The following is a 23,569-nucleotide window of genomic DNA, read 5'->3' on the forward strand; positions in this document are numbered from 1 at the left end:
TATTCTATCCCGTTTCTAAATGGATTCCAATAATGATATGGTAACAAACTATAAAAGAGCATTTTAGAACCTAATATATTGTTACATACTAGGTTTATTATCGTTTTGTTTATCACTCAAATAGGATAGATCTCTAACAATTCTGATGTAAACTGAGCCTATTAATCCACTACACTGAGAATCATTATGTTTACAGGCATTGTTCAAGCGACTGCTCCTATTGTTGAAATTACAGAAAGGGCCAACTTTCGAACTCATGTAATGAAATTTACCCCAGAATTACTTATAGGTTTAGAAACAGGGGCTTCCGTTGCACATAATGGTTGTTGTTTGACGGTAACAAAGATTGATGGTGAAAGAGTTAGTTTTGATCTAATTAAAGAAACCCTGAGATTAACTAACTTGGGGGAATTACAAGAAGGTGATGTTGTTAATATCGAACGGGCTGCAAAATATGGTGACGAAATCGGTGGCCATGTTGTTTCAGGTCATATTATGACAACAGCTGAAATTAGTAAGATCTTCACATCTGAAGATAACCACCAGATTTGGTTATCAATTCGTGATAAATCTTTGATGAAATATATTTTGCATAAAGGCTTTGTCGCGATTGACGGTATCAGTTTAACGGTCGGAGATGTAATCAACAATCGGTTCTGCGTACATCTCATCCCTGAAACATTAGAGAGAACAACATTAGGTAAAAAACGGTTGGGTGATAAAATAAATATTGAGATAGACCCTCAAACTCAGGCTATTGTTGATACCGTTGAGCGTGTTTTAAATCAAAAAGAACAAGAAAAATTACTACAGCAAGCAGAAGAGATGGCGGATATAGCGAAAACAGAGTAAACAGACGTAAAAGGTGATAACCGCGTTATTTACTTTAAAGAAAAATAGCAGAAGAAACAGCCAAGTAGGCTATAGCTATAATGATTTATGCTATAGCCTAAATAAAATATGGTTAGTCTTTGTTTATTGAATGTCTGTCATGAAGTTCTATTAAATAATGAAAATTAACATTATCAAAAAATATGACTAGTTCCGGTTTTCAATATTAATAGATCATTTTTCACTGAAGTTGACAGAGAAGCTGGCGTTATCACGTTCAATTGCTTCAACTAATCGCCTGAAATGCGGACTATTTTTATGCATCTCTAATGCTTGAGTGTCTTCCCATTCCTCAAAAACAATATAACCATTTTCTTTAGCCATAAGATCATATTGAATGCATCCTTTCTCTCGGCGGCTCAGTTTTGCTAAGTCGCGAACGATTTCTTTCGTTAAATACCCATCTGTCCTTTCTGTTGTAATTTGGGCATACACAACAATACTCATTCCGTTCTCCTTATGTATTAAGAACTATCTTAATGGGTACTTAGTTTTTGTATTGTAAAAAAGCGAATAACTCGATTTTAAAAATGCCGACGGCGTCATAGTAAAGTATCTTTTAAAATCACGGTAAAAGTGGGATTGATCATAATACCCTGTTTCAAACCAACGGTAGGTGTCTTGTTCTACTACCATACTTTTTAAAACATGTTCTAAGCGGCAATTGATCTGGTACCTTTTTGGTGTAATGCCGTATTCTTTCAAAAACTCTTTTTGAATGACTCGGACGTGTAATCCTGTCTCTTCAGCAATTTCTGTGATTTTTTTTGTTGGATTTCGATACAGTAATTCTAAAACTTCATCAATGAAGTGAGGCTTTTTCTTAGCTTTAGTCCTATTAAAGCAATCTAACAACTCTTTAAATGAAGAATTAGCTAAAGCTTCAAACCAGCGGTCTTTCCATATCTCATTTAGTGCGATTGGGGTGTCAGTATAGTTTAATGTTCTTTGAGGCAGTAGAAAACGTAAGGCATCATGACGAATACGTAATACCATGACTTTTGAATGATTAGGGCTAGCAGTAAATGTATTAACCCTAGGAATAATCAGCTGGTAAGGGTCTGTTATTGAATCGTTATCAGTTGTCATGCGAAATGCATCTGATGAAACCCAGATTTCAGCACCTGTTCCAGGGAAAATTTTAATTGCTTCTGTAAACTCTTTGATTATCAAAATAGAACTAACAAAGGATTTTAATTCATCTGGTGGATAGTACTGTTTTAACATCATTCTTGAGCACTCATTATTTAATGTCGCAATGATAACGTTTTTTAACAAGAAAATTAACCATGAAATATCTATATCTTAGTAGATGACAAAATTAAAACTTTAATTTTTAGTGAAATCCGCTTTGAATTAAGAAAATTGATGAGAAAGGTAAGGTTTTACCAGCCAAGAATAATCGGCTATTGGTTATATAGCAAAATACTGAACATATATTACCGTATGGTCACTAGTGCTATACACTGAAGGAAATTTTTATGAATTTGCTAAAATAAAAATCATGCCGATAAGATTCGGCATGATTGAGTCGGTAAGCTATACTTTATGAATTCGTTTGGCAATCAACCTGCTTAATAGTTTGGTTATTTTTGCTTGCACAGCGTTGCATAAAATAGCCAATGGCCATTGGAATGATCGTTACTGCCATCACCCCAGTTGTTGCTAACAATGGGTCGAAAGTAAGAGCAGAAACAAGTAGACTGGCTAAAAAACATAAACCTAGTTGTAAGGCATTTTGTAATGCGGCAGCTTTACCACTGGCGCTAGGAAATGCATTTAGTGCTTTGGATACTGCAATTGGGTAAGAGGCTCCGTTCATAGCTGCCATAAAGCAGAATGGGATCAAGATCATAGTTAATGATGGTGTGGTATAAATAGCCATGATGAATAAAATAGACATGCTTACCGCATAACCAACAAGTAACAATGGAAATATTGTTTCTGCTCGGACTTTTGCTAATAAAATACGGCAGCCATACCCACCAACAATAAAGGCTAAAGTTTGTGGAATATAACTCAAACCGATATCCGCAGGGTTGAAACCCATATTACGTAAGATAAAAGGCGAGCCGGTTAGCCAAGCGAAAAAACCCGCACTGCATGAAGCGTAAACGAGCACATTACCGCTGAAAACTGGTGAACTGAGTAAGTTTGAGAAAGAAATCTTAGCTTGTGGTTGGCTGTCATCAATTATTGTTTTAACTGAAACATTTTTCAAAAAGAGTGTTGGCAATAAAAGTAATATACCCACAGCCATTAGGATCAGGAAAATTGCTTCCCATGTTTGGTGTTCTAGTACCCATGCTCCTAATAATGGTGCTAAAGCAGGGGATAGCGCAACTAACGGCATAATAGAAGCAAAAACTTTTTGGGTATTTGCTTCATCATAGCGGTCGATAACAAGAGCTTGCCATAAAACTGCAGCGGAGCAGACACCAACAGCCTGTAAAAATCGTAGTGTTAATAACTGTGTTGCGGTTTCCACCCAATAAATAGCTAAGCTACTGATAATGAAAATAGTTAAGCCCACAATGAGCACAGGCTTACGGCCAAGTTTGTCTGACAATGGTCCCCATAACAATTGAGCGAAGGCAAAACCGGCTAAAAATATACTGAGAGAAGCACTGATAGCGCCTTCTGATGTATGCAGGGTGTCTTGCATAGCACCGAATGCAGGTAAATACATATCAATAGCTAAAAACCCCAGCATGCTAAGTCCTGCAAGGTAAACCATAAATCCAGGGGAATTTTTTTTCACAGTATTCGACATAATTATTACTTATCTGATATTTAAAAAAAATGTTAATGATGATGCCATTGTATAGGCTATTTTTTTAGGTTGTGAAACGGTAATATTTGGATCTTGCTATCAAAATTTTTGAAAGGAGAGGTTATGTGGTCTGCGCATGCACTAGAAGTGATTGATGCTGTTGCCCGAACTGGGAGCTTTAGTGGTGCTGCTGAAGAGTTACACCGTGTACCTTCTGCAATCAGTTATACCGTCAAGCAAGTTGAAGAATGGCTTGCGGTTCCGCTATTTGAGCGTCGACATCGCGATGTTGTTCTAACAGAAGCTGGAACGATATTTATTAAGGAAAGTCGTTCTGTTATCAAAAAAATGACAGATACAAGGCATCAATGCCAGCAGGTTGCTAATGGTTGGCGGGGGCAATTTAGTATTGCTGTTGATTGCATTGTAAAACCACAGAGAGCAGAGCAATTGATACTGGATTTCTATCGTCACTTTCCAGATATTGAACTTTTCATTCATCCTGAGGTATTTAATGGTGTTTGGGATGCACTTGCTGATGGGCGTGTAGATGTTGCTATTGGAGCTACTCGAGCCTCACCGATTGGTGAAAGATATAGTTTCCGTGATATGGGTTTTATGTCATGGATGTGTGTGGCGAGCCCTAAACACCCATTAGCGAATATAAGCGGCAAGCTAACAGACGACCAAATGCGCGAGTTTCCAAGTTTATGTCTCGAAGACACTTCTCGTAATCTACCAAAACGTGATACATGGGCTCTTGATAATCAACGTCGTCTTGTCGTACCTTCTTGGGAAAATGGTCTAGCTTGTTTGGTTAACGGGTTGTGTGTCGGAATGGTGCCAGAGCATCGTGCGGCTTCGTTTTGCGAAAAAGGCTTATTAGTTGAACTAGCATTAGCACAGCCATTTCCACCCAGTCCTTGTTGTCTAACTTGGGTGGAAAATAATACATCACCAGCGTTGAATTGGTTATTGGATTACCTTGGCGATAACGAAACGCTCAATGCCGAGTGGCTTTCAAACTAATTATGCGTATTATCGACGATAATCGATAAATGGGCCGTCAGCAACGGAACGGCGTTCTACAAGGCGAGGGTGGACTTCAATTGTTTGAGCATCCTCGCGCTTATTTACAATACGATCGAGCAGCATTGTGAAAGCCATTTGGCCTAAACGCTCTTTTGGTTGGTGAATTGTGGTCAATGCCGGGGTAAAATAGCGCGCATTTCGCACGTTATCATAGCCAATGATTGAAATGTCTTGTGGGACACGCAATCCCATCTCATCAGCGGCGCAAATTGCCCCCATTGCCATGATATCACCGCCACAGAAAACGGCAGTAGGGCGTTGCTTATGGCTTAAAATTTGCATCATTGCCTTATAGCCTGATTCTGGCTCGAAGTCCCCTTGAACAATCCATTCATCTTTTATGGTGATTTTGGCCTCTTCCATCGCTTTTTTAAAGCCAGTTAATCGACCAATACCCGTATTTCTTTCAAGAGAACCAGGGATGGCTCCGATATCACGATGCCCTCTATCAATCAAATAACGTCCTGCAAGATAGCCACCGTGGAATGAGTTATCAATAATACTATCGGTAAAATCGCCACGGGAAGTTCCCCAGTCCATCACTACCATTGGGATATTGCGGTAATCTTCCAGCATACTGATTAAGGGGGCAGGATATTCGGAGCACATTACGAGTAAACCATCAACACGCTTTTGTGCCAGCATCTGCAAATACGCTTTTTGTTTTCCCAAATTATTATGAGAATTACAAAGGATTAGCGTATAACCTTTTTCATAACAGCTATTTTCAACTGATTCAATTACCTCTGCGAAGTAAGGAGCTTCACATGAGGTTGCCAACAACCCAATCGACTTTGTGTTGTTAACTTTTAGACTACGGGCAACCGCACTTGGCGAATAATTGAGCTCTTTAATTGCAGCCCAAACCGCAGCTTTAGTGTCATCAGCTACAAAGCGCGTTTTATTAATAACATGGGATACGGTTGTGGTAGATACGCCAGCGCGTTTCGCCACATCTTTAATCGTTGCCATGGGGGGAAAAAACTCCTGACCAATAACCGGTCTCTATAAGAATTCTTGTTAAAAAATTACCTGCATATTGATGCATTGATCCTTTGCTGGCAATAATTTAGCGATTTGTTGTCGATTTTGTCTGATCTAGCGCAAAAACGAAAGAAATAATTGATGTTATAACATGTGATATAGACACTAGTTTTACTTTTTTAGATATGTATACTGAATAACATTGATTTTTGTATGGTTATTTGGTTGTCTAACTACGTTTGGATGAGAGGAACTCATGGATACAGATGTTAAATATGGTTTGCTTGCTGCGTTGGGCTCATTAGCATTGATTATATTTCTTGCTGCACATATTTTCTGATTTTATTTCAGCCTCGAATAGGGTGAATTTAATAAGGGCGAGAATATCTCGCCCTTATTGTATCTATACCTAGCAATAAGCAGAAATTGTTATGCTAAATTTTCTTCCACAAATTTCCAGTTAACTAGCGCCCAGAAATTTTCTAAATATTTAGGGCGAGCGTTACGGTAATCGATATAATAAGCATGCTCCCAAATATCGACAGTTAACACAGGCTTATCATCACCAGAAATAGGTGTTGCAGCATTGGATGTATTTACGATAGCAAGTTTACCATCTGCTTTTTTCACTAACCAAGTCCAGCCCGCACCGAAGTTTTTGGTTGCTGCATCAGTAAATTGAGCTTTAAATTCAGCAAAAGAACCGAATGCCTTATTGATAGCTTCAGCGACTTTACCTGTTGGCTCGCCACCAGCGTTTGGTGCTAAGCAATTCCAATAGAAAGTGTGATTCCAAACTTGTGCCGCGTTGTTAAAAACGCCTGCTTCAGAAGTTTTAATGATTTCTTCTAAAGATTTTCCTTCAAAGTTAGTGCCTTTGATGAGGTTGTTCAAGTTAACAACGTAAGTGTTGTGGTGCTTACCATAGTGATATTCTAAGGTTTCAGCAGAGATATAAGGTTCTAAAGCATCTTTTGCATACGGTAAAGCGGGTAGTTCAAATGACATTGCGTACTCCTTGATTGCTTTTATATCAATATACTTAGGGTGTTTGCTCTTAAAATGAGCGAAATAATATGTGACAGCTTATCATTACAGTTTCGCCTATTGGCGATATGATACTTAATACATTAATGATAACACGATAAACCATACAAAGATAAAGGTAATGGCGTTACTAAGATGTTAACAAATAAATAGAGATATTACACATAAAAATCATATAGATATTGTAATCGAAAAATCTAAAAATATTAAGTTTCGGTTTTTATCTAGAAATAGCTACTTGTTTGACTTAAGTAGAGAGAAGATAGAAAAGGTGCCTTTTTGTTTTTTGGAATGCTATAGTAATGCCCCTATAAAACTGGCATATTGTATGAAACAATTCAGTTTCCTATTATATCAGTCAATGTATTCTGTTAAGTTGCGGTAGACTCTCAGTTACCGGCTGACTGCAAAACCTGCATCTTTGTTTTAAGGAAGTTAAAAAATGACAACTATTGAAAGAATTGAGCGCCAAATTAAAGAAAACCCAATTTTATTATATATGAAAGGCTCTCCTAAACTTCCGAGCTGTGGTTTTTCTGCTCAAGCAGTACAAGCTCTGTCTTCTTGTGGTGAGCGTTTTGCATATGTCGATATCTTACAAAACCCAGATATCCGCGCTGAATTGCCAAGATACGCAAATTGGCCAACGTTTCCTCAACTATGGGTTGACGGTGAGCTGGTCGGTGGCTGTGATATCATCATGGAAATGTTCCAGCGTGGTGAGCTCCAATCTCTAATTAAAGAAACTGCTGATAAGTATCGTCCAGCAGATGAAGCTAGCACAGACTAAATTAAGCCATAAATAAAAACGTAAAAACCGTATTTGATGAAAGCACTTATTACTTTTTATCAAACACGGTTTTTTTATGTAATAGCGATTAATTAAAAAATTATTGGGGTTCTTCAATAATTGGCCAACCACCCAGCTTTTTCCATTTATTAACGATCTCACAAAATAGCAGAGCCGTTCGATTGGTGTCATACAGTGCGCCATGAGCTTGTTTACCATCAAATGGAATACCTGCGGAAACACAAGCTTTTGCTAGAATTGTTTGACCGAATACTAAGCCGCTCAGTGCCGCAGTATCGAAGGTTGCAAATGGATGGAAAGGATTACGTTTTAAACCTGCTCGTTCGGCTGCATTCATCACAAAACTGTGATCAAAATTTGCATTATGAGCGACAATAATTGCACGATTGCAATCTGTATTTTTCATTCCTTTGCGAATGACTTTGAATATCGCATGAAGAGCCTCATATTCACTAACAGCACCGCGTAGAGGGTTTGTTGGATCAATCCCTGTGAAGGCAAGAGCAGATGGCTCAAGATTAGCACCTTCAAAAGGTTCTACATGAAAATGTAATGTTTCATCCATGGAGAGCCAGCCGTCTTTATCCATTTTTAAGGTGATGGCAGCAATCTCTAACAGGCCGTCAGTTTTAGCATTGAACCCGCCTGTTTCAACATCAATAACGACAGGATAGTATCCCCTGAAACGGTTCACTAGGGCATTTGGATTGTTTTTTTCAGACATTAGGACTTTCAATTTTAGTTTTCTGGTTAGGTAACATTATGCCAAAACCAGTAAAAATTTGCAGGTAAACAGTGATAAAAGTTTAGGCGCTAGATTTGGCACCTAAACTTTAAACTATATAGTACTTTTAAATTATATAGTTAATTAATGGCCTAACCCTTTACTTGCGCTTTTGTTTTCGATCAACTCAATCTTATAGCCATCAGGGTCTTCAACAAAAGCAATCACTGTTGTTCCACCTTTAACAGGGCCGGCTTCACGTGTTACGTTACCTCCTGCACTACGTATATCATCGCATGTTTTTGCAACATCATCGACGCCCAAGGCGATATGACCATATGCGTTACCCATATCGTATTGGTCAACCCCCCAGTTATAGGTCAACTCGATTACAGCGCCTTCACTTTCATCGCTGTAGCCAACAAATGCGAGAGAATATTTATACTCTGTATTTTCACTAGTTCTTAATAAACGCATGCCTAACACTTTCGTGTAAAAATCAATAGAACGCTGCATATCAGTAACACGTAACATAGTATGGAGTAAGCGCATTTTTAAACCTCTTAGAATCAGCCTGAATCGATTTACTTATTAATATAACGTGCTTAAATTAATAAATACAATGATTACAGTTTGTTTTTTGAACAAATAATGGTAATACTCATTTTCAGGAGTATATCATACATTTATCAGTGATTTTTTCTTTTGAAGGGGAAACTTATGGCGGAACAACTTGAATTTTTTGAGATCCCCAGCCCTTGCCGTGGTATTTGCCAAAGTAATGAACAAGGCTATTGTCGAGGTTGCTATCGCACTCGTGATGAGCGTTTTAATTGGCTAAAATTCTCTGATACTGAAAAACGAAATGTACTTCGTTTATGTCGTCAACGTTATTTAAGAATATTAAATAAAAAAACAGAACAAGAAAAAATCATAGATACACAACAACAACTATTTTAGTTCACAGTTTTAAATATAATCATAAAAATAAATCAAATGTTTTATTTCTAATGTAAACTAATTCAGGTTGAATTATTAGCAAAATATTTATTTCTTGGTTTATATTTCAATAAAATTTTATTTATTCAAAATAGGTATAGGTTGAATCAAAATGACTGTAATTAACATGATTTTAAGATTAACTATATTTATTTGTTTTTTAAAGAATTATTTGGCGTTACTTTTTTTATTGTTATTCATGGCTACTATAAGAGCTAAAATAGATAGATCAAAAAGGAGAGTGCGGCTATTCTTATTAATAAGATAATTGATAGGTTATCTGATTAATCCTAGATTGAGATAATGGATGAATCAGTGATGTATTAATTAGAGATATATCGCATAATAAAACAGCTACTATAACTAGGAATAGGTATTTAATAGCTAATGTATAAATAAAAAGCTGTAAATATAAAAGGAAATTAATATATAATTCAAAAAATAATATGAGGACGGTATATTTTTTAGACATTATAATTATATAAAGGAGGGTAAATTGGAATCACAAATTGGGACAGAGTTATCACGTGTTGTTCGCATGTGGAGAGCATTAATCGACTATCGTTTGAAGCCTCTTAAGCTTACACAGACACATTGGGTTACATTGCATAATATAAGTCAACTACCACCTGAGCAATCTCAAATACAGTTAGCGAAAGCGATTGGTATTGAACAGCCTTCATTAGTAAGGACTCTAGATCAATTAGAGGAAAAAAAATTGATTTCTAGACATACTTGTACAAATGATAGGAGAGCTAAAAGAATAAAATTAACGGAAGAGTCTGAACCCTTTATTAAAACGGTAGACCAAGTCATAAATAATACGCGTATAGAAATACTGAACAACATTAGTAAAGATGAGCTTTACCAACTATCACAGTTACTTATGAAACTTGAAAAAAATATCTTGAGGCTACAAAATGACTCTTGATGTAAAAAATATGCCTAGCTAATGAATGACATATTAATTATTAAATTTGTGTTTAAAATAATTTAGTATATGATTTTTTAATGAAATAGTAATTACACTTGGTTATAATTTTCATTAAATCATTATTATTATGAAATATAGTTAAGGCTATTAATTATTTTTTCGCTGTGATACCTTCATTTTTAATTGTTAGCTAGCTAATTTATCGGTAGATACTAATAAATACTTTATTAAAGGAGATAGGCTAAAATAAATTTATTGATTTGAATGCAAGGCATTTATATGTAAACAAGAAATTGTGTCATTCAAAAGCCATGCACAATAAATAAAAAATATGATTATCTACCATAAAGTAACGATATCATTCAGCAATACTATTTGTAAGTAATGCTCACCGGCCATGGCCGGTGAGCATGCCTAATTTAGTACTGTATGATTACCGAGGAGACACAGTAACAGTATTTCCGCTATTCGCAATCATAACACGTTGGCCATTACGGAAGGTGCTTGGGTCTTGTTTTTGAACAACAACAATGTTTTTACCGCTATCGAGGCGGATTTCTAATTGAACACCTTGGCTTCTATTTAATGCGCCTTGAGCTTCCTGACCAGCTAAACCACCTGCAATAGCACCTGCGGCAGTTGCTAATGTGTTACCTGTACCACCACCGATGGTGTTACCTAATAACCCACCAAGAACAGCACCACCAATTGCACCAATCACGTTACCGTCTTCACCAGCTTGAATAGTCACAGGGCGAGCATTCAGAACAGTACCATAAGTCACAGTCTGTACCTGTTTCGCATCCTTGGCTGAAATAGTATCACCAGAAAGCGTACTGGTATTGACACAGCCTGATAAAGCTGCAACTGCTACAACACCTACAAAAACTTTCTTAAGCATAAGAACTCCTATGAGATTTGCTGTCTGTGGCACTAACATAGCATCGTATATTTGTTTTCACCATAAACACAACAAGTATCAAAATAATGATATTAAAAAGCGATGGTTAGATTACCGATTTTGATTTAAATAGAGTGTAAACACTAGGTAAAATATCTCAAATTCGAGATGATTTCATTCAATAAGGCACTCTTTGTTAAATATTCATATAGGGTAGTCAGCTTATGAGCATCATTTCGCACCAGTTGCTAAAAGAATAGTCGTTAAAACTTTAGCTGAAATACTAAACAGTATTGCTAAGCTGATAAATGTATTATGTATCATTATATTGAAAATGAAAGTTTCAGATATTACAAAACGTCTTTTTAGTTGGGTTGTCTAGCAATTTTTAGTTTTAGAGCATTTATTTATTATTCCTGCGAAGCGCTCCGAGAAATTGCATCGAATTGTTGACAAAATTTGTCATCAAAGCACAATCTTTTGTAGCTGAGCGTTGTAAAGTTAATGTGCACTCTGAAGGAACAAGAATAATGATGAAATCAGGTCGTTACATAGGGGTTATGTCAGGAACTAGCCTAGATGGTGTTGATGTCGTTCTTGCCGCAATTAGTGACAAATTTGTCGCAGAGCAATCCAGTTTGAGTGTTGCATTTCCCATTGAATTAAAAAAAAGAATTTTAGATATATGCCAAGGGCAAACAACAACGCTATCAGAGGTTGGTAAAATTGATCGAGAGTTAGGCTCTTTATATGCAGATGCGGTAAACCAACTTCTTATTCAAACTGGTTTAACATCTGAAGATATCATTGCTATCGGTTGCCATGGTCAAACTGTTTGGCATGAGCCCGATGGCGAACAGCCTTTTACTATGCAATTAGGCGACAACAACCGTATTGCCGCTTTAACAGGGATCGCGACGGTAGGTGATTTTCGCCGAAGAGATATGGCTTATGGGGGACAGGGAGCACCTTTAGTTCCTGCATTTCACTTAGCTGTTTTAGGTCACCCTACAGAAAAACGAATTGTACTAAATATTGGTGGAATAGCTAATGTCACAGCTTTATTACCTGGTGCCTATGTTAAGGGTTATGACACAGGGCCGGGAAATATGTTAATGGATACGTGGAGCTGGCGTATAAAGCAACAGGCATATGATAAAGACGGTGAATGGGCAAGTCGAGGTCAAGTTGATCATGCATTACTAAAAGCGATGCTAAGTGACCCATACTTTAGACGTTCATCACCGAAAAGTACGGGGCGTGAGTATTTCAACACACAATGGTTAGAGCAGCATTTAGTTCATTTTCCATCAATTTCAGCTGACGATGTTCAAGCCACTCTGTGCGAATTAACCGCAGCTTCTATCGCAGAACAAGTATTACTGTGTGGCGGTTGTGAGCGCTTAATAGTATGTGGTGGAGGGGCAAAGAATACTTTTCTAATGCAACGGATGGCAGCCTTGCTTCCGGGAATTGAAGTGGCACCAAGTGATAAATTTGGTTTAAGTGGTGATGACATGGAAGCCTTGGCTTTTGCATGGCTAGCTGCTAGAACGGTATCTGGTCTTCCTGGAAATTTAGCCTCTGTTACTGGGGCAAGTAAAGAGACTGTGCTTGGGGCAATATACCCTAAAAATACCGATAAAAAATAACTGTGGTAAAGGACATAAAAATGAACGAGCTAGGTGAAATAGATCTTGCATCGGTACGTCGTGAATACACAAAAGGTGGGTTAAGACGTAATGACTTAACGCCAAACCCACTGACGCTTTTCGAACTCTGGATGAAGCAGGCGTGTGAAGCTCGCTTGAGTGACCCAACAGCAATGTGTGTTGCTACTGTGGATGAAGCCGGGCAACCCTACCAGCGTATTGTACTTTTAAAACATTTTGATGATAAAGGCCTTGTATTTTATACCAATTTAGGTAGCCGAAAAGCACAGCATTTAGAAAAAAATAATAAAATTAGTCTACATTTCCCATGGTACCCATTAGAGCGCCAAGTCAATTTCACTGGGGTTGCTGAGCGTTTAAACCCTATTGAAGTTGTAAAATATTTTCATAGTAGGCCGAAAGATAGCCAAATTGCAGCATGGGCATCAGCTCAGTCTTCTAGAATTTCAGCGCGTGGTATTTTAGAAGGGAAATTTTTAGAACTAAAACAAAAATTTAAGAACGGTGACGTCCCATTGCCTAGTTTTTGGGGAGGATATCGAGTGGTATTTAATAGTGTTGAATTTTGGCAAGGCGGTGCACACCGTTTGCACGACCGTTTTTTATACCAGCGAGAAGGTGATGGCTGGAAAATTGATAGATTAGCCCCTTAGGATCATGTTTTTTAGCTGGCACTTAATTGATATGCGCTTTATGCTATAGCCTCATTTAAGTAAATTGACAAATTACACTGGTGAGTTTTTGATAAGCCTCTCAAACTTACTGGTCATTCAAACCAAAATAGATAGACAAAATACAACTGATGGAGTCATTGATGTCTAGCAATAACCTGATTAAACAATTGCAAGAGCGGGGCCTCGTTGCCCAGGTAACGGATGAGGATGCGTTAGCAGAGAGACTGGCGCAGGGCCCTATCTCTCTCTATTGTGGCTTCGATCCTACCGCTGATAGCTTGCATTTGGGACATCTGGTTCCTTTGCTGTGTTTAAAACGATTCCAACTAGCCGGGCACAAGCCTGTGGCGTTGGTCGGTGGTGCAACGGGCCTTATTGGCGACCCGAGCTTTAAAGCTACTGAGCGTAAATTAAACACCACAGAAACCGTTCAAGAGTGGGTAGAAAAAATCCGTAACCAAGTTTCACCGTTTTTAAGCTTTGATTGTGGTGATAACAGTGCACGCCTTGCTAATAACTATGATTGGTTTGGCAAAATGGATGTGCTGACTTTCTTGCGCGATATTGGTAAACATTTTTCGGTTAACCAAATGATTAACCGTGAGTCTGTTAAGCAACGTTTAAATCGTGATGACGTTGGTATCTCTTTTACTGAGTTTGCTTATAACCTTTTACAAGGTTATGACTTCGCAAATATGAACAAAGAGATGGGTGTAGAGCTGCAAATTGGTGGCTCAGACCAATGGGGTAACATTACTTCCGGTATCGATTTAACACGTCGCTTACACCAAAACCAAGTATTTGGTATGACGGTTCCTCTGATTACTAAAGCAGATGGCACTAAATTCGGTAAAACTGAAGGTGGTGCAGTTTGGTTAGACTCCAAGAAAACCAGCCAGTATAAATTCTATCAGTTCTGGATCAACACTGCAGATGCGGATGTTTATCGCTTCTTAAAATTCTTCACATTCATGGAACTAGATGAAATCAATGCGCTAGAAGAAGAAGATAAAAACAGTGGAAAGGCACCTCGAGCTCAATATGTATTAGCGGAGTTAGTCACTAAACTGGTACATGGCGAAGAAGGGTTAGCAGCAGCGAAACGTATTACAGAAAGCTTATTCTCTGGTGCAGTATCTGATTTAACTGAAGCTGATTTTGAGCAATTGGCTCAAGATGGCATGCCTTGTATCACTTTGGAAGCAGGTGCGGATTTACAGCAAGCTTTAGTTGATTCAGAGTTAGTGCCTTCTCGTGGGCAAGCAAGAACGGCAATTAGTTCTAACGCGGTATCAATTAATGGCCAAAAACAAACAGAGCCAATGTATGTGTTCTCTGACGCAGATCGCCTGTTTGGTCGTTATACCTTGATCCGTCGTGGTAAGAAAAACGACTGTTTAATTAATTGGAAATAGCTCTGACTAACCTTTGTAATATCAGCCCGGAATTTTCCGGGCTATACTCGTCATACTTCAAGTTGCATGAGTGTTAATTGTGCTATGCTCTTCGAATTATATATCGATGTATATAATTCGAGCTATTTTCTCAAGCCGCTTACATGTAATTAGAATTATTTGGAGTATATCCATATTAGCAACGGATAATCACTGATTTCTCTTCATTCGACATAACAATTCTTTGGGTTTTCAATGAAAAGCGTATTATCAATTCAATCCCATGTTGTTTTCGGCCATGCAGGAAACAGTGCTGCCGCATTTCCTATGTGCCGAATGGGCGTAGATGTGTGGCCACTCAATACCGTACAGTTTTCGAATCATACACAGTATTCACAATGGACCGGAAGTGTTTTTTCCGCACAACACTTAACCGACATCATTGATGGTTTAGCTAAAATCCATAAATTAGAAATTTGTGATGCTGTATTAAGCGGTTATATCGGTTCAGCTGAGCAAGGAAATGATATTCTTGCTATCGTGGAAAGGGTCAAAGTAGCTAATCCGCAAGCCCTCTATTTTTGTGATCCAGTAATGGGGCATCCGGAGAAAGGCTGTATTGTTGCTCCGGGAGTTGCTGAATTCCTTTGTGAGCGTGCATTGGCCGCGAGTGATGTTATCGCACCAAATTTATTAGAATTAGAAACATTAACGGGTAGAACAATTAAAAATGTTGAAGAAGCTACCCAAGCTGCACGTGAATTGTGTCACAAAGGCCCTAAAATCGTTCTTGTTAAACATTTAAGCCGAGCAGGGTATCGCGCAGATCGTTTTGAAATGATCCTTGTAACAGCAGAGCACAGTTGGCATGTTAGCCGTCCTCTTGTTGACTTTGGTGAAAAACAACCTGTAGGTGTTGGTGACTTGACCAGTGGTTTAATGTTGGTTAACTTATTGAAAGGTGAGCCTTTAGATAAGGGGTTAGAGCACGTTGCTGCTGCAGTATATGAAGTGATGATAAAAACCAAAGAGATGGGGGAGTACGAATTACAACTCGTCGCTGCTCAAGACAAAATGGTTAACCCAGAACATAACTTCTGTGCAACACAATTAGATTAAGCTGCTTTTCAGCTGATAAAATTTTAGTTGATAACATAAAGCGGGAAAACTATGTTTTATCCCGCTTTATCAACAACCATACAGCGCACTACTGAAAGCGTGCTATTTTACAGATTAGATTAGTCCTTCCGCTTTTAATGCATCTTGAACATTAGGGCGTTTAGCTATTTTAGCACTGTAATCTTGCAGGTGGGTCAGGCTAGTCAAATCGAGCCCAACGTGTTTTGCCCAATTACTCACAGTGAATAAATAGGCATCTGCGACACTAAAAGTATCTCCAGCAAAGAAAGCCTGTTTAGCGAGCACGTTATCAACATACGCAAACTTATTAAACAATACATTACGGACAGTATCTTTATACTCTTCTGGTGTTCCTAGAGTGAATAAAGGTGAGAAATTTTTATGTAGTTCTGTCGAAATAAAGTTTAAAGCTTCTAATTGGTGATAACGTTTCATAGAACCAGGAAGTGCGATTAGGTTACGATCCGGTTTTTGGTCCGCAATATATTGGACAATTACAGCACCTTCTGTGAGTTGTTCGCCATTATCTAACACTAAAGTGGGTACTTGTCCTTTTGGGTTTATTGCTAAAAAGTCTTCACCTTTCTCGGTTTTTTTCTCTTTTATATTTACTCGTTCAATACTGAAATCTAAACCTGTTTCACGCAGAATGATGTGAGGAGAAAGTGAGCAAGCACCGGGAGCGTAATATAATTTCATCATAAAACTCCTAAATTGTTGAGTTGGCATTCATATAGCAAATAAACACATATTGCTTAAGTATATCATTACTTTCTATTAACGAATTGCCATCAGGTGCGAGTTAAACAATAAAACCCATAATTGGATGGAAAGTATCGTCAATATTAATAGGTAGTGTAAATCTAGTGATTAAAGCTATAAATAATAAAAATGCATAAATTTAAGATAGTTACCTTATGTAGAGTAATTCGATTTTGCTAAACTCCTCGCCTAATCTTCGGAAAGAAAACAAACCGAATAATAAAAGAATAGGTGAGTGAATAGATGACCAGTTTGTGTCAGAAATTGAATTTTTTAGGAAAGTTAGACCAAATTTTAATGGCTCACCAGCCGAATAATAGCCATGGAATTAAACGCTTTCTATTAGAGTTTTGGTTTTTCGGTTTAATTAATGCTCGTTCTTGTTTATTCGCTGGTTTTTTCTTTTTGGCACTATTCTTAGTCCCAGCTAAAGGATTAATAGGTATCCCTCGCTATGACCTGTTACTAATTTTTGCCGTTGCTTTTCAAGCTTTGTTAGTGTGGTCAAAGTTAGAAACTTGGGATGAATTAAAGGCTATTTGTGTTTTCCATTTAGTCGGTTTTATGATGGAGCTATTTAAAACTTCAGCAACGATAGGTTCTTGGCAATATCCCGATGAGGCTTATACGAAACTTTGGGGAGTTCCTCTATTTACTGGTTTTATGTATGCCGCCGTAGGGAGCTATATCATTCAATCTTGGCGATTTTTTAAAGTAAGAATTGAACACTATCCACCTTATTGGATGGCGACACTAGTCGCACTGGCTATTTATATTAATTTTTTTAGCCACCATTATATTGATGATTATCGTTGGTATTTAGCGACGTTTATTATGGGGTTGTATGCGCGCAGTATGGTTTTTTACACTCCGCTAGATAAAGAGCGAAAAATGCCATTATTACTTGCATTTATGCTAATTGGTTTTTTTATTTGGCTAGCTGAGAATTTTGGGACATTTTTTGGTGTTTGGCAGTATCCAAACCAAATTGGTGCTTGGTCAATGGTACATGCAGGTAAGTGGGGAGCATGGTCACTGTTGGTGATTGTCACATTTACGATAGTCGTTCACCTTAAACATATTAAAGCCAATGTGACGATAGCACGTTAAATAAGATGTTTAATTTGTTGCCTGTGAAGGTGTTTACCCACAGACAACTGAATAACAGTTACAAGTCTTGTCGCCAAGCATCAATCGACAGGGGTTCACCAAAGTGACTTTCAATTAACCGGCGAGTAACGTCGTGAAGAGGGGCAGCTAAAACCTCTGCGGTATTACCACGCTCAACAACTTCGCCTTTATCCATGACAAGCATTTTATCGCTGACGTGTTTCATCATCCCCAAGTGCTGGGTAACATAGATAAATGCAATATCTTGTTTTGCTTGTAAATCTAACATTAAGTTGATGATTTGCGAGCGCATGGACATGTCTAACGAAGCTAACGCTTCATCAGCAATAATAATTTCGGGTTGTAGAATAAGTGCTCTTGCCAATGCAATACGTTGTTTTTGTCCAGATGCTAACATGTGTGGATAATATTCAGCGTGGTCGGCGAGTAACCCGACTTGGCGAAGCGTTTGAATAATACGCCTTTCACGTTCTATTCCAGTTAAGTCAGTGTTTAATTTTAAAGGGAGCTCAAGCGTTTGACCAATACGCTGCCTTGGGTTTAGGGATGTACTTGGATCTTGGAAAATCATGCGAATACGCTGGCAACGGTAGCTATAATCGCCAAAATTCAGGCGTTGTCCACGAATGAAAATATCGCCGCTGGTGGGTTCTACAACGCCTGATAACATTCGCGCAAGGGTTGATTTTCCTGAGCCATTGGCGCCAATGATAGCTAATGTCTGGCCTGCCTGTAAGTTAAAGCTAACGGGTTTGACGGCTTGTAATTCGTGTCGATGAAATAACCCTTCACGAAAACGGAAAGTTTTTGTGAGATTACGGACTTCAAGTAAGGTTTCCATTTAGGGTTGTTCCTCGGTGTTTAGCGGGTAATGGCAAGCAACGAGATGGCCTTTAATATTGCGTAATTGTGGCGCGTTGATGCAAGTTCGTTGTGCATAGGGGCAACGAGGTCCAAGGCGACAACCAATGGGCAAATGTTCAAGTGAAGGAATTGCACCAGGTAACGTATTTAACCGCCCTTTATGGGGAAGAGGGCTTTCAAAATCAGGGATTGAGCGGATTAGTGCTTGAGTATAAGGGTGGCGTGGCCGTTGTAGAATATCTTCAGGAGTTGCGCTTTCAACTGTTTGCCCGCAATAGAGTACATTGATGCGATCAACAAGTTTCGACATCATTTCCATATCATGACTAATGAGTAAAATTCCCATATTATTGTTTTGGTTTAATTTATCCAATAAACGGAAAATTTGAGCCTGAGTAGTTGACTCCATCGCATTGGTGGGTTCATCAGCGATTAATAACCGGGGTTGGTTAGCGATGGCAATCGCTATCATGACTTTTTGACATTCACCATCGGTTAATTCATAAGGATAACTGCGCATGATATCTTTATGATCTTTTATCCCCACACGGTGCAATAGCTCTATAGCACGACGTTTACGCCAATTAAAACGTTGCCACCAGCGGCCTTTATAAGTCCACCCTGGGATAGCTTGGATAAGCTGTTTACCAATATCAGCAGCTGGATCGAGACAAGATTGTGGCTCTTGAAATATCATCGAGATATTATGGCCAATTAGTTTGCGGCGTTTACGTGGGCTGAGTTTTAGTAAGTCAATGTCTTGAAAGCGAAAACGGTCAGCTTTTACTCGAATATTATCTTTAGTCACGCCACAGATAGCTTTTGCAATAAGGCTTTTTCCGGAACCTGATTCGCCAACTAAACCTCTTATTTCCCCCTCAGATAGCGTCATTGAAACGCGGTCAACCGCTTTGACGGGGCCATTTGCAGTCATAAATTCGATAGTTAAATTGCGGATGTCTAGAAGTGGCATTATTCAACCCCCGCGTTGATGGCACGATGTAGCCCGTCACCTAAAAGGTTAACAAAAAGCACGCTTATCATGATGGCAGCACCTGGCAAGATAACCGTCCAAGGAGCCACATAGATAAGCTCTAAAGTATCACCTAGCATTGCACCCCATTCAGAAGAGGGAAGTTGCGCACCTAAATCAAGAAAACCTAAAGCAGCAATATCTAAAATAGCGATAGAAAGTGCTCGAGTCAGTTCAGTGACGAGAATAGGGGTAATGTTAGGAAGTACGGTATACCATAAAATAAAAATGTTTGAAGCGCCATCAAGGCGTGCGGCAACGATGTATTCTTTATCTAACTCATCATGTACAGCGACATAGATAGTTCTTACCATTCGTGGAATTAATGCAAGGCAAATAGCTAACATTGCATTTTGTAGGCTAGCGCCCATAAAGGCGACAACAATAATTGCCAGTAATAAGGAAGGAATTGACAGTAACGTATCGAGTATATGGTTAAAAATTGCAGATTTTAACCCACGAGTCATCCCAGCTAAGCAGCCGAGAACTAATCCAATGAGTGTCGCAATCAGTGTGACTAAAATAGCGGCACCAAATGTCGATTTAGTACCAATCAATAGCCGACTTAGAATATCACGGCCCAGATCGTCTGTACCAAAGAAGAATGCCACTTCGCCATAATGAGACCAAGACGGCGGCGTTAGTTGGTAACCTAGAAACTGTTGATCTAGTGCATAAGGTGCCAGATAAGAGCCAACAAAACATAAAATTAATAAAACCAACACACCAACAAACCCCACCATAGAGGTTACATCTGATGAGAAGATATTCCATACCACTCGAGTTGGGGATGGCATTTTTTGTTCACGATAAAAATTATCTGAGGACATACCAATCCTTATGTTTTAATGGGTCCATCATGGCACCTAAAATATCAGACAGCACATTTACAGTAATCACGAGCGCACCAATTAGCATCACCCCAGCAGAAATCGCAGAGTAGTCTTCTTGGCGGATTGCTGTAACCAACCAACGACCAAGCCCCGGCCAGTTAAAAACGAGTTCAGTGACCATGGTCAGTGTTAACATCGTAGAAAACTGTAAGCCAAGCTTAGGAATAATCGGTGGAATAGCATTATGAAAAATATGGCGGCGAATGATTTTAATCCGTGAAAGCCCTCGAATAGCGGCTGCTTTGATATAATTTTCACTGGCGATTTCTTCGGTGCTATTACGTACTAACCGAATAACCTCGGTTGTTGGTGCGAGTGCTAAAGTGAGGACAGGTAACACCATGTGCTCAAGTACATTGATAATCATATCGTTACGATAGGGGGAGTCAGAAAGCCATGCATCAACCAAGGCAAAGCCAGTCACCGTTTTTAAATTATATAATAGGTCAATTCGGCCAGATACAGGAAGCCATCCTAGATGTAATGAGAAAAAGAGAGTTAAAACCAGTGCAAGTACAAATACAGGGACAGAAAATCCTAATAAAGCAAAGACACTGATAGCAATATCTGCAGGCTTGTTACGCCAAAATGCAGCAATGATACCGAGTGGTATACCTGTCGTTAAAGCAAAAATAAACGCTAAAATGCATAACTCCATGGTTGCAGGGAATGTGTCCCTTAATTGTTCCGTTATGGGTTCCCCGTTGATACTTGAAACACCAAAATCAAAATGGAGTAAGCCTTCAAAATAAAAAATATAGGCATCGATAAGTGATGCGCCGCTCAGAGGTGCATTAGGCGTAAAATAGCTTAAACTAAAGCTGACTAGCGATAAGAAGAACACCGTGACTAATAAAAGTAAAAAACGACGCAGTGAATAAATAATCATGGTTTCTGCCTCTGTTTTTTCGGAGAAACTTTTTCAGGCTGCTCCATTTCACGATACACGCCAGCAAATGAGGTATTACCAAACGCACTGATCATTAGGCCTTTTATATCATAGCGGTAGGCCTGTAAACGTAAAGAATAGGCGAGGGGTAAGACGGGTAAATCTTCCCCTAAAATTTGCTGTGCTTGGTGGTAATAATCTATACGTGCGGCTAATTGCTGTGTCAATAGTGCCTTATGTAAGATTTCATCAAAGGCAGGGTTACACCAATGGCTTAAATTGGTTTGGGAACCAATTGCTGCACAACTCAGTAGCGGACGGAAAAAACTGTCTGGGTCATTACTGTCAGTTGTCCAACCCGCTAATGTCATATCATGGCTTCTATCCATTAATTGGTTTTCTTGGAAACGGCCTTCGACAGAACGGATATTCATCACAATACCGACCTGCGCTAAATCAGCTTGGATAAGCTCTGCCATCTTAAGTGGGCTTGGGTTATATGATTGGGAGGCGATTGGTACCCATAAATCTAGTTTTAGATTTTCTAATCCCATCTCTTTGAGCATTTGCTTAGAAAGTTCGGGATTATAATCGGTGATCTTTGCTTGATTGTCATAAGCCCATGATGCTCTTGGTAAAATAGATGCGGCTGTTTCTGCCGTGCCGTAATAAATTGATTGCATTAGACGTTCATTATTAATTGCATACGCAATTGCTTGGCGTACTTTTAGCTTATCTAATGGCGGCTTGCTGGTGTTAAATGCGAGGTAGGCAATATTCATCCCAGAACGCATAGAAATTCGTAAACGCGGGTCATCGCGTAATACCTTTAACTGGCTTGCGGCAGGGTAAGCTAAAACGTCACATTCCCCAGTGAGTAATTTTGAAATACGGCCAGTTCCACCTGCTCCCATGTCAACAACCACTTCTTCCATACGAGGCAAGCCCTTCCAATAATTGTCATTTCTAAGAAGTCTAACGAATTGCCCTGCTTGGTAGTCATCTAAATGAAATGGCCCCGTACCAATTGGTCGCCAATCGATCAGCTCTTGGCGATTTATGCTTGAAAGGAAATCGGCATATTCGGATGAAAGAATAGGAGCATAATGTGTCGCCAAATGCCATAAAAAAGACGCATCAGGAGAGTTCAAACGAAACTCCACTGTATGGTTATTAATTTTACGTATGCTTTGCACGCTGTTGGCGAACTGTAAGCTATCGAAATAAGGGTAATGCCCCCCATTGATGTAGTGATAGGGGTGATTCACCTCAAACATGCGGGAAAAGCTGAACACAACATCATCAGCATTCATATTGCGTGTAGGTGTAAACCAAGTTGTATTTTGGAATTTTACATCTTTACGCAAGTATAAACGGTAAGTTGCACCGTTATCTAAAACTTCCCATCTAGCAGCCAGTTCAGGAACCAAGCGATAAGTGAACGGATCAACATCTAATAGCCGATCATAAATTTGAGCACCGAGAGGGTCGACAATTAGCCCACTACTAACTAATTGTGGGTTAAACGTGGTAACGACCCCATTTACACAGTAAATAAAGCCTTTTTGGCGTATATCTGCAGGGACCTCGTTAGCCACAATATCGGTAAAGCGCTCTTGGTTATTAAGCGCTTGTGCAGACACAGAAATGATAAATAAAAACCAAACAGTTAATAGGCGCATACCACTGACATCGTTAACGAGAATTGACCTATTGTAGCGTAAAAATGGGGATACAGGGTATAAGCAAAATTTAGCCTCATAACGTATGAAAATTAAGCTAAAATGGATGATGTTAATATAATAATCAACTTAAATTATTATATTAATCATTGAAGTATGTCTTAATGAGAAAAAATCTCATTAAAAAGCTTTACAAATGACACTGATAACGATTATCATTCGTTTTGTCACTTAAGCCGAGTGCTTATGTAGACAAGGCATGACATTGCTCACATTGC

The 23,569-nt window shown here is 38.8% G+C and carries 24 protein-coding genes; 10 read left to right on the plus strand and 14 right to left on the minus strand.

The genetic code is table 11. The features are described from left to right. Window positions 1–186: 186 nt before the first annotated feature. A complete protein-coding gene (locus PR834_RS10940) occupies window positions 187–852 on the plus strand; it encodes a riboflavin synthase (RefSeq protein ID WP_004263802.1) in 666 nt (221 codons plus the stop codon). Between the two features lie 213 nt (window positions 853–1,065). Here PR834_RS10940 and PR834_RS10945 read toward each other — a convergent pair whose 3' ends face one another. The 3 genes from PR834_RS10945 to punC form a co-directional block, all read right to left on the minus strand. Further along, complete coding sequence (locus PR834_RS10945) at window positions 1,066–1,338, minus strand: putative quinol monooxygenase (RefSeq protein ID WP_004263806.1); 273 nt, start codon at window positions 1,336–1,338, stop codon at window positions 1,066–1,068. Between the two features lie 24 nt (window positions 1,339–1,362). Beyond that, window positions 1,363–2,121: a helix-turn-helix transcriptional regulator gene (locus PR834_RS10950; RefSeq protein ID WP_004263811.1), complete on the minus strand. Its 759-nt coding sequence runs from the start codon at window positions 2,119–2,121 to the stop codon at window positions 1,363–1,365. Between the two features lie 316 nt (window positions 2,122–2,437). Continuing rightward, window positions 2,438–3,664, minus strand: coding sequence for a purine nucleoside transporter PunC (punC, locus tag PR834_RS10955; protein WP_094961763.1), 1,227 nt, complete (start codon window positions 3,662–3,664; stop codon window positions 2,438–2,440). A gap of 123 nt (window positions 3,665–3,787) precedes the next feature. Here punC and punR point away from each other — a divergent pair, with 123 nt between their 5' ends. Further along, entirely contained in the window at window positions 3,788–4,693 is a 906-nt protein-coding gene (gene punR / locus PR834_RS10960; protein ID WP_004263815.1) for a DNA-binding transcriptional activator PunR, read from the plus strand. A gap of 9 nt (window positions 4,694–4,702) precedes the next feature. On the opposite strand, the gene purR is transcribed toward punR, so the two are convergent. Both purR and sodB read right to left on the minus strand, forming a co-directional pair. Next, window positions 4,703–5,728 carry an HTH-type transcriptional repressor PurR gene (gene purR, locus PR834_RS10965; RefSeq protein ID WP_110591620.1) on the minus strand — a complete coding sequence of 342 codons (1,026 nt, stop codon included), beginning with the start codon at window positions 5,726–5,728 and terminating at the stop codon, window positions 4,703–4,705. 441 nt (window positions 5,729–6,169) lie between these two features. Beyond that, window positions 6,170–6,748, minus strand: coding sequence for a superoxide dismutase [Fe] (gene sodB, locus PR834_RS10970; protein WP_262961205.1), 579 nt, complete (start codon window positions 6,746–6,748; stop codon window positions 6,170–6,172). Window positions 6,749–7,229: 481 nt separating this feature from the next. Between sodB and PR834_RS10975 the strand changes: the two genes are divergently transcribed. Continuing rightward, a complete protein-coding gene (locus PR834_RS10975; protein WP_262961204.1) occupies window positions 7,230–7,577 on the plus strand; it encodes a Grx4 family monothiol glutaredoxin in 348 nt (115 codons plus the stop codon). A gap of 100 nt (window positions 7,578–7,677) precedes the next feature. Here the strand turns inward: PR834_RS10975 and rnt are convergent, their stop codons facing one another. Together rnt and gloA are read right to left on the minus strand one after the other, a co-directional pair. Continuing rightward, on the minus strand, window positions 7,678–8,322 hold the full coding sequence (gene rnt / locus PR834_RS10980; RefSeq protein WP_096863975.1) for a ribonuclease T: 645 nt from the start codon (window positions 8,320–8,322) through the stop codon (window positions 7,678–7,680). 144 nt (window positions 8,323–8,466) lie between these two features. Beyond that, entirely contained in the window at window positions 8,467–8,874 is a 408-nt protein-coding gene (gloA, locus tag PR834_RS10985; RefSeq protein WP_036958666.1) for a lactoylglutathione lyase, read from the minus strand. Window positions 8,875–9,042: 168 nt separating this feature from the next. Here gloA and PR834_RS10990 point away from each other — a divergent pair, with 168 nt between their 5' ends. Both PR834_RS10990 and slyA read left to right on the plus strand, forming a co-directional pair. Continuing rightward, on the plus strand, window positions 9,043–9,282 hold the full coding sequence (locus PR834_RS10990; protein ID WP_004263835.1) for a DUF1289 domain-containing protein: 240 nt from the start codon (window positions 9,043–9,045) through the stop codon (window positions 9,280–9,282). A gap of 535 nt (window positions 9,283–9,817) precedes the next feature. Continuing rightward, window positions 9,818–10,252 carry a transcriptional regulator SlyA gene (gene slyA, locus PR834_RS10995; RefSeq protein WP_094961765.1) on the plus strand — a complete coding sequence of 145 codons (435 nt, stop codon included), beginning with the start codon at window positions 9,818–9,820 and terminating at the stop codon, window positions 10,250–10,252. Window positions 10,253–10,688: 436 nt separating this feature from the next. Here slyA and PR834_RS11000 read toward each other — a convergent pair whose 3' ends face one another. Beyond that, the gene (locus PR834_RS11000; RefSeq protein ID WP_036958672.1) at window positions 10,689–11,156 is read right to left on the minus strand and encodes a glycine zipper 2TM domain-containing protein; all 468 of its coding nucleotides are present in this window, start codon (window positions 11,154–11,156) and stop codon (window positions 10,689–10,691) included. Between the two features lie 530 nt (window positions 11,157–11,686). On the opposite strand from PR834_RS11000, the gene anmK reads away from it, so the two are divergent. The 4 genes from anmK (at window position 11,687) to pdxY (ending at window position 16,016) form a co-directional block, all read left to right on the plus strand. Continuing rightward, window positions 11,687–12,808 (plus strand): anhydro-N-acetylmuramic acid kinase, encoded by a 1,122-nt coding sequence (gene anmK / locus PR834_RS11005; RefSeq protein WP_172412250.1) that lies wholly within the window; start codon window positions 11,687–11,689, stop codon window positions 12,806–12,808. Window positions 12,809–12,828: 20 nt separating this feature from the next. After that, window positions 12,829–13,482, plus strand: coding sequence for a pyridoxamine 5'-phosphate oxidase (pdxH, locus tag PR834_RS11010; protein WP_272525187.1), 654 nt, complete (start codon window positions 12,829–12,831; stop codon window positions 13,480–13,482). A gap of 161 nt (window positions 13,483–13,643) precedes the next feature. Continuing rightward, window positions 13,644–14,918 (plus strand): tyrosine--tRNA ligase, encoded by a 1,275-nt coding sequence (gene tyrS, locus PR834_RS11015; RefSeq protein ID WP_094961766.1) that lies wholly within the window; start codon window positions 13,644–13,646, stop codon window positions 14,916–14,918. 234 nt (window positions 14,919–15,152) lie between these two features. Then, entirely contained in the window at window positions 15,153–16,016 is an 864-nt protein-coding gene (pdxY, locus tag PR834_RS11020; RefSeq protein WP_262960816.1) for a pyridoxal kinase PdxY, read from the plus strand. 114 nt (window positions 16,017–16,130) lie between these two features. Here the strand turns inward: pdxY and gstA are convergent, their stop codons facing one another. Further along, window positions 16,131–16,736 carry a glutathione transferase GstA gene (gstA, locus tag PR834_RS11025; protein WP_272536671.1) on the minus strand — a complete coding sequence of 202 codons (606 nt, stop codon included), beginning with the start codon at window positions 16,734–16,736 and terminating at the stop codon, window positions 16,131–16,133. A 306-nt stretch (window positions 16,737–17,042) separates the two neighbouring features. Between gstA and PR834_RS11030 the strand changes: the two genes are divergently transcribed. Further along, the gene (locus PR834_RS11030; RefSeq protein WP_094961768.1) at window positions 17,043–17,909 is read left to right on the plus strand and encodes a DUF817 domain-containing protein; all 867 of its coding nucleotides are present in this window, start codon (window positions 17,043–17,045) and stop codon (window positions 17,907–17,909) included. Between the two features lie 58 nt (window positions 17,910–17,967). Here PR834_RS11030 and sapF read toward each other — a convergent pair whose 3' ends face one another. From sapF to sapA, 5 genes are read right to left on the minus strand one after another with little or no spacing between them, the layout of a single operon-like run. Further along, window positions 17,968–18,771, minus strand: a complete 804-nt coding sequence (sapF, locus tag PR834_RS11035) for a putrescine export ABC transporter ATP-binding protein SapF (RefSeq protein ID WP_004263864.1) — start codon at window positions 18,769–18,771, stop codon at window positions 17,968–17,970. Then, entirely contained in the window at window positions 18,772–19,767 is a 996-nt protein-coding gene (gene sapD / locus PR834_RS11040) for a putrescine export ABC transporter ATP-binding protein SapD (RefSeq protein ID WP_094961769.1), read from the minus strand. Then, the gene (gene sapC, locus PR834_RS11045) at window positions 19,767–20,657 is read right to left on the minus strand and encodes a putrescine export ABC transporter permease SapC (protein WP_094961770.1); all 891 of its coding nucleotides are present in this window, start codon (window positions 20,655–20,657) and stop codon (window positions 19,767–19,769) included. The genes sapD and sapC overlap by 1 nt, the downstream gene beginning before the upstream one ends. Beyond that, window positions 20,644–21,609, minus strand: a complete 966-nt coding sequence (gene sapB / locus PR834_RS11050) for a putrescine export ABC transporter permease SapB (RefSeq protein WP_172767277.1) — start codon at window positions 21,607–21,609, stop codon at window positions 20,644–20,646. Before sapB ends, sapC begins: the two co-directional genes overlap by 14 nt. After that, a complete protein-coding gene (gene sapA, locus PR834_RS11055) occupies window positions 21,606–23,291 on the minus strand; it encodes an ABC transporter substrate-binding protein SapA (protein ID WP_094961772.1) in 1,686 nt (561 codons plus the stop codon). Before sapA ends, sapB begins: the two co-directional genes overlap by 4 nt. Window positions 23,292–23,569 lie beyond the last annotated feature (278 nt).

The sequence above is a fragment of the Providencia sp. PROV182 genome (assembly GCF_028480325.1).
GTDB classification, from domain to species: Bacteria; Pseudomonadota; Gammaproteobacteria; order Enterobacterales; family Enterobacteriaceae; genus Providencia; species Providencia hangzhouensis.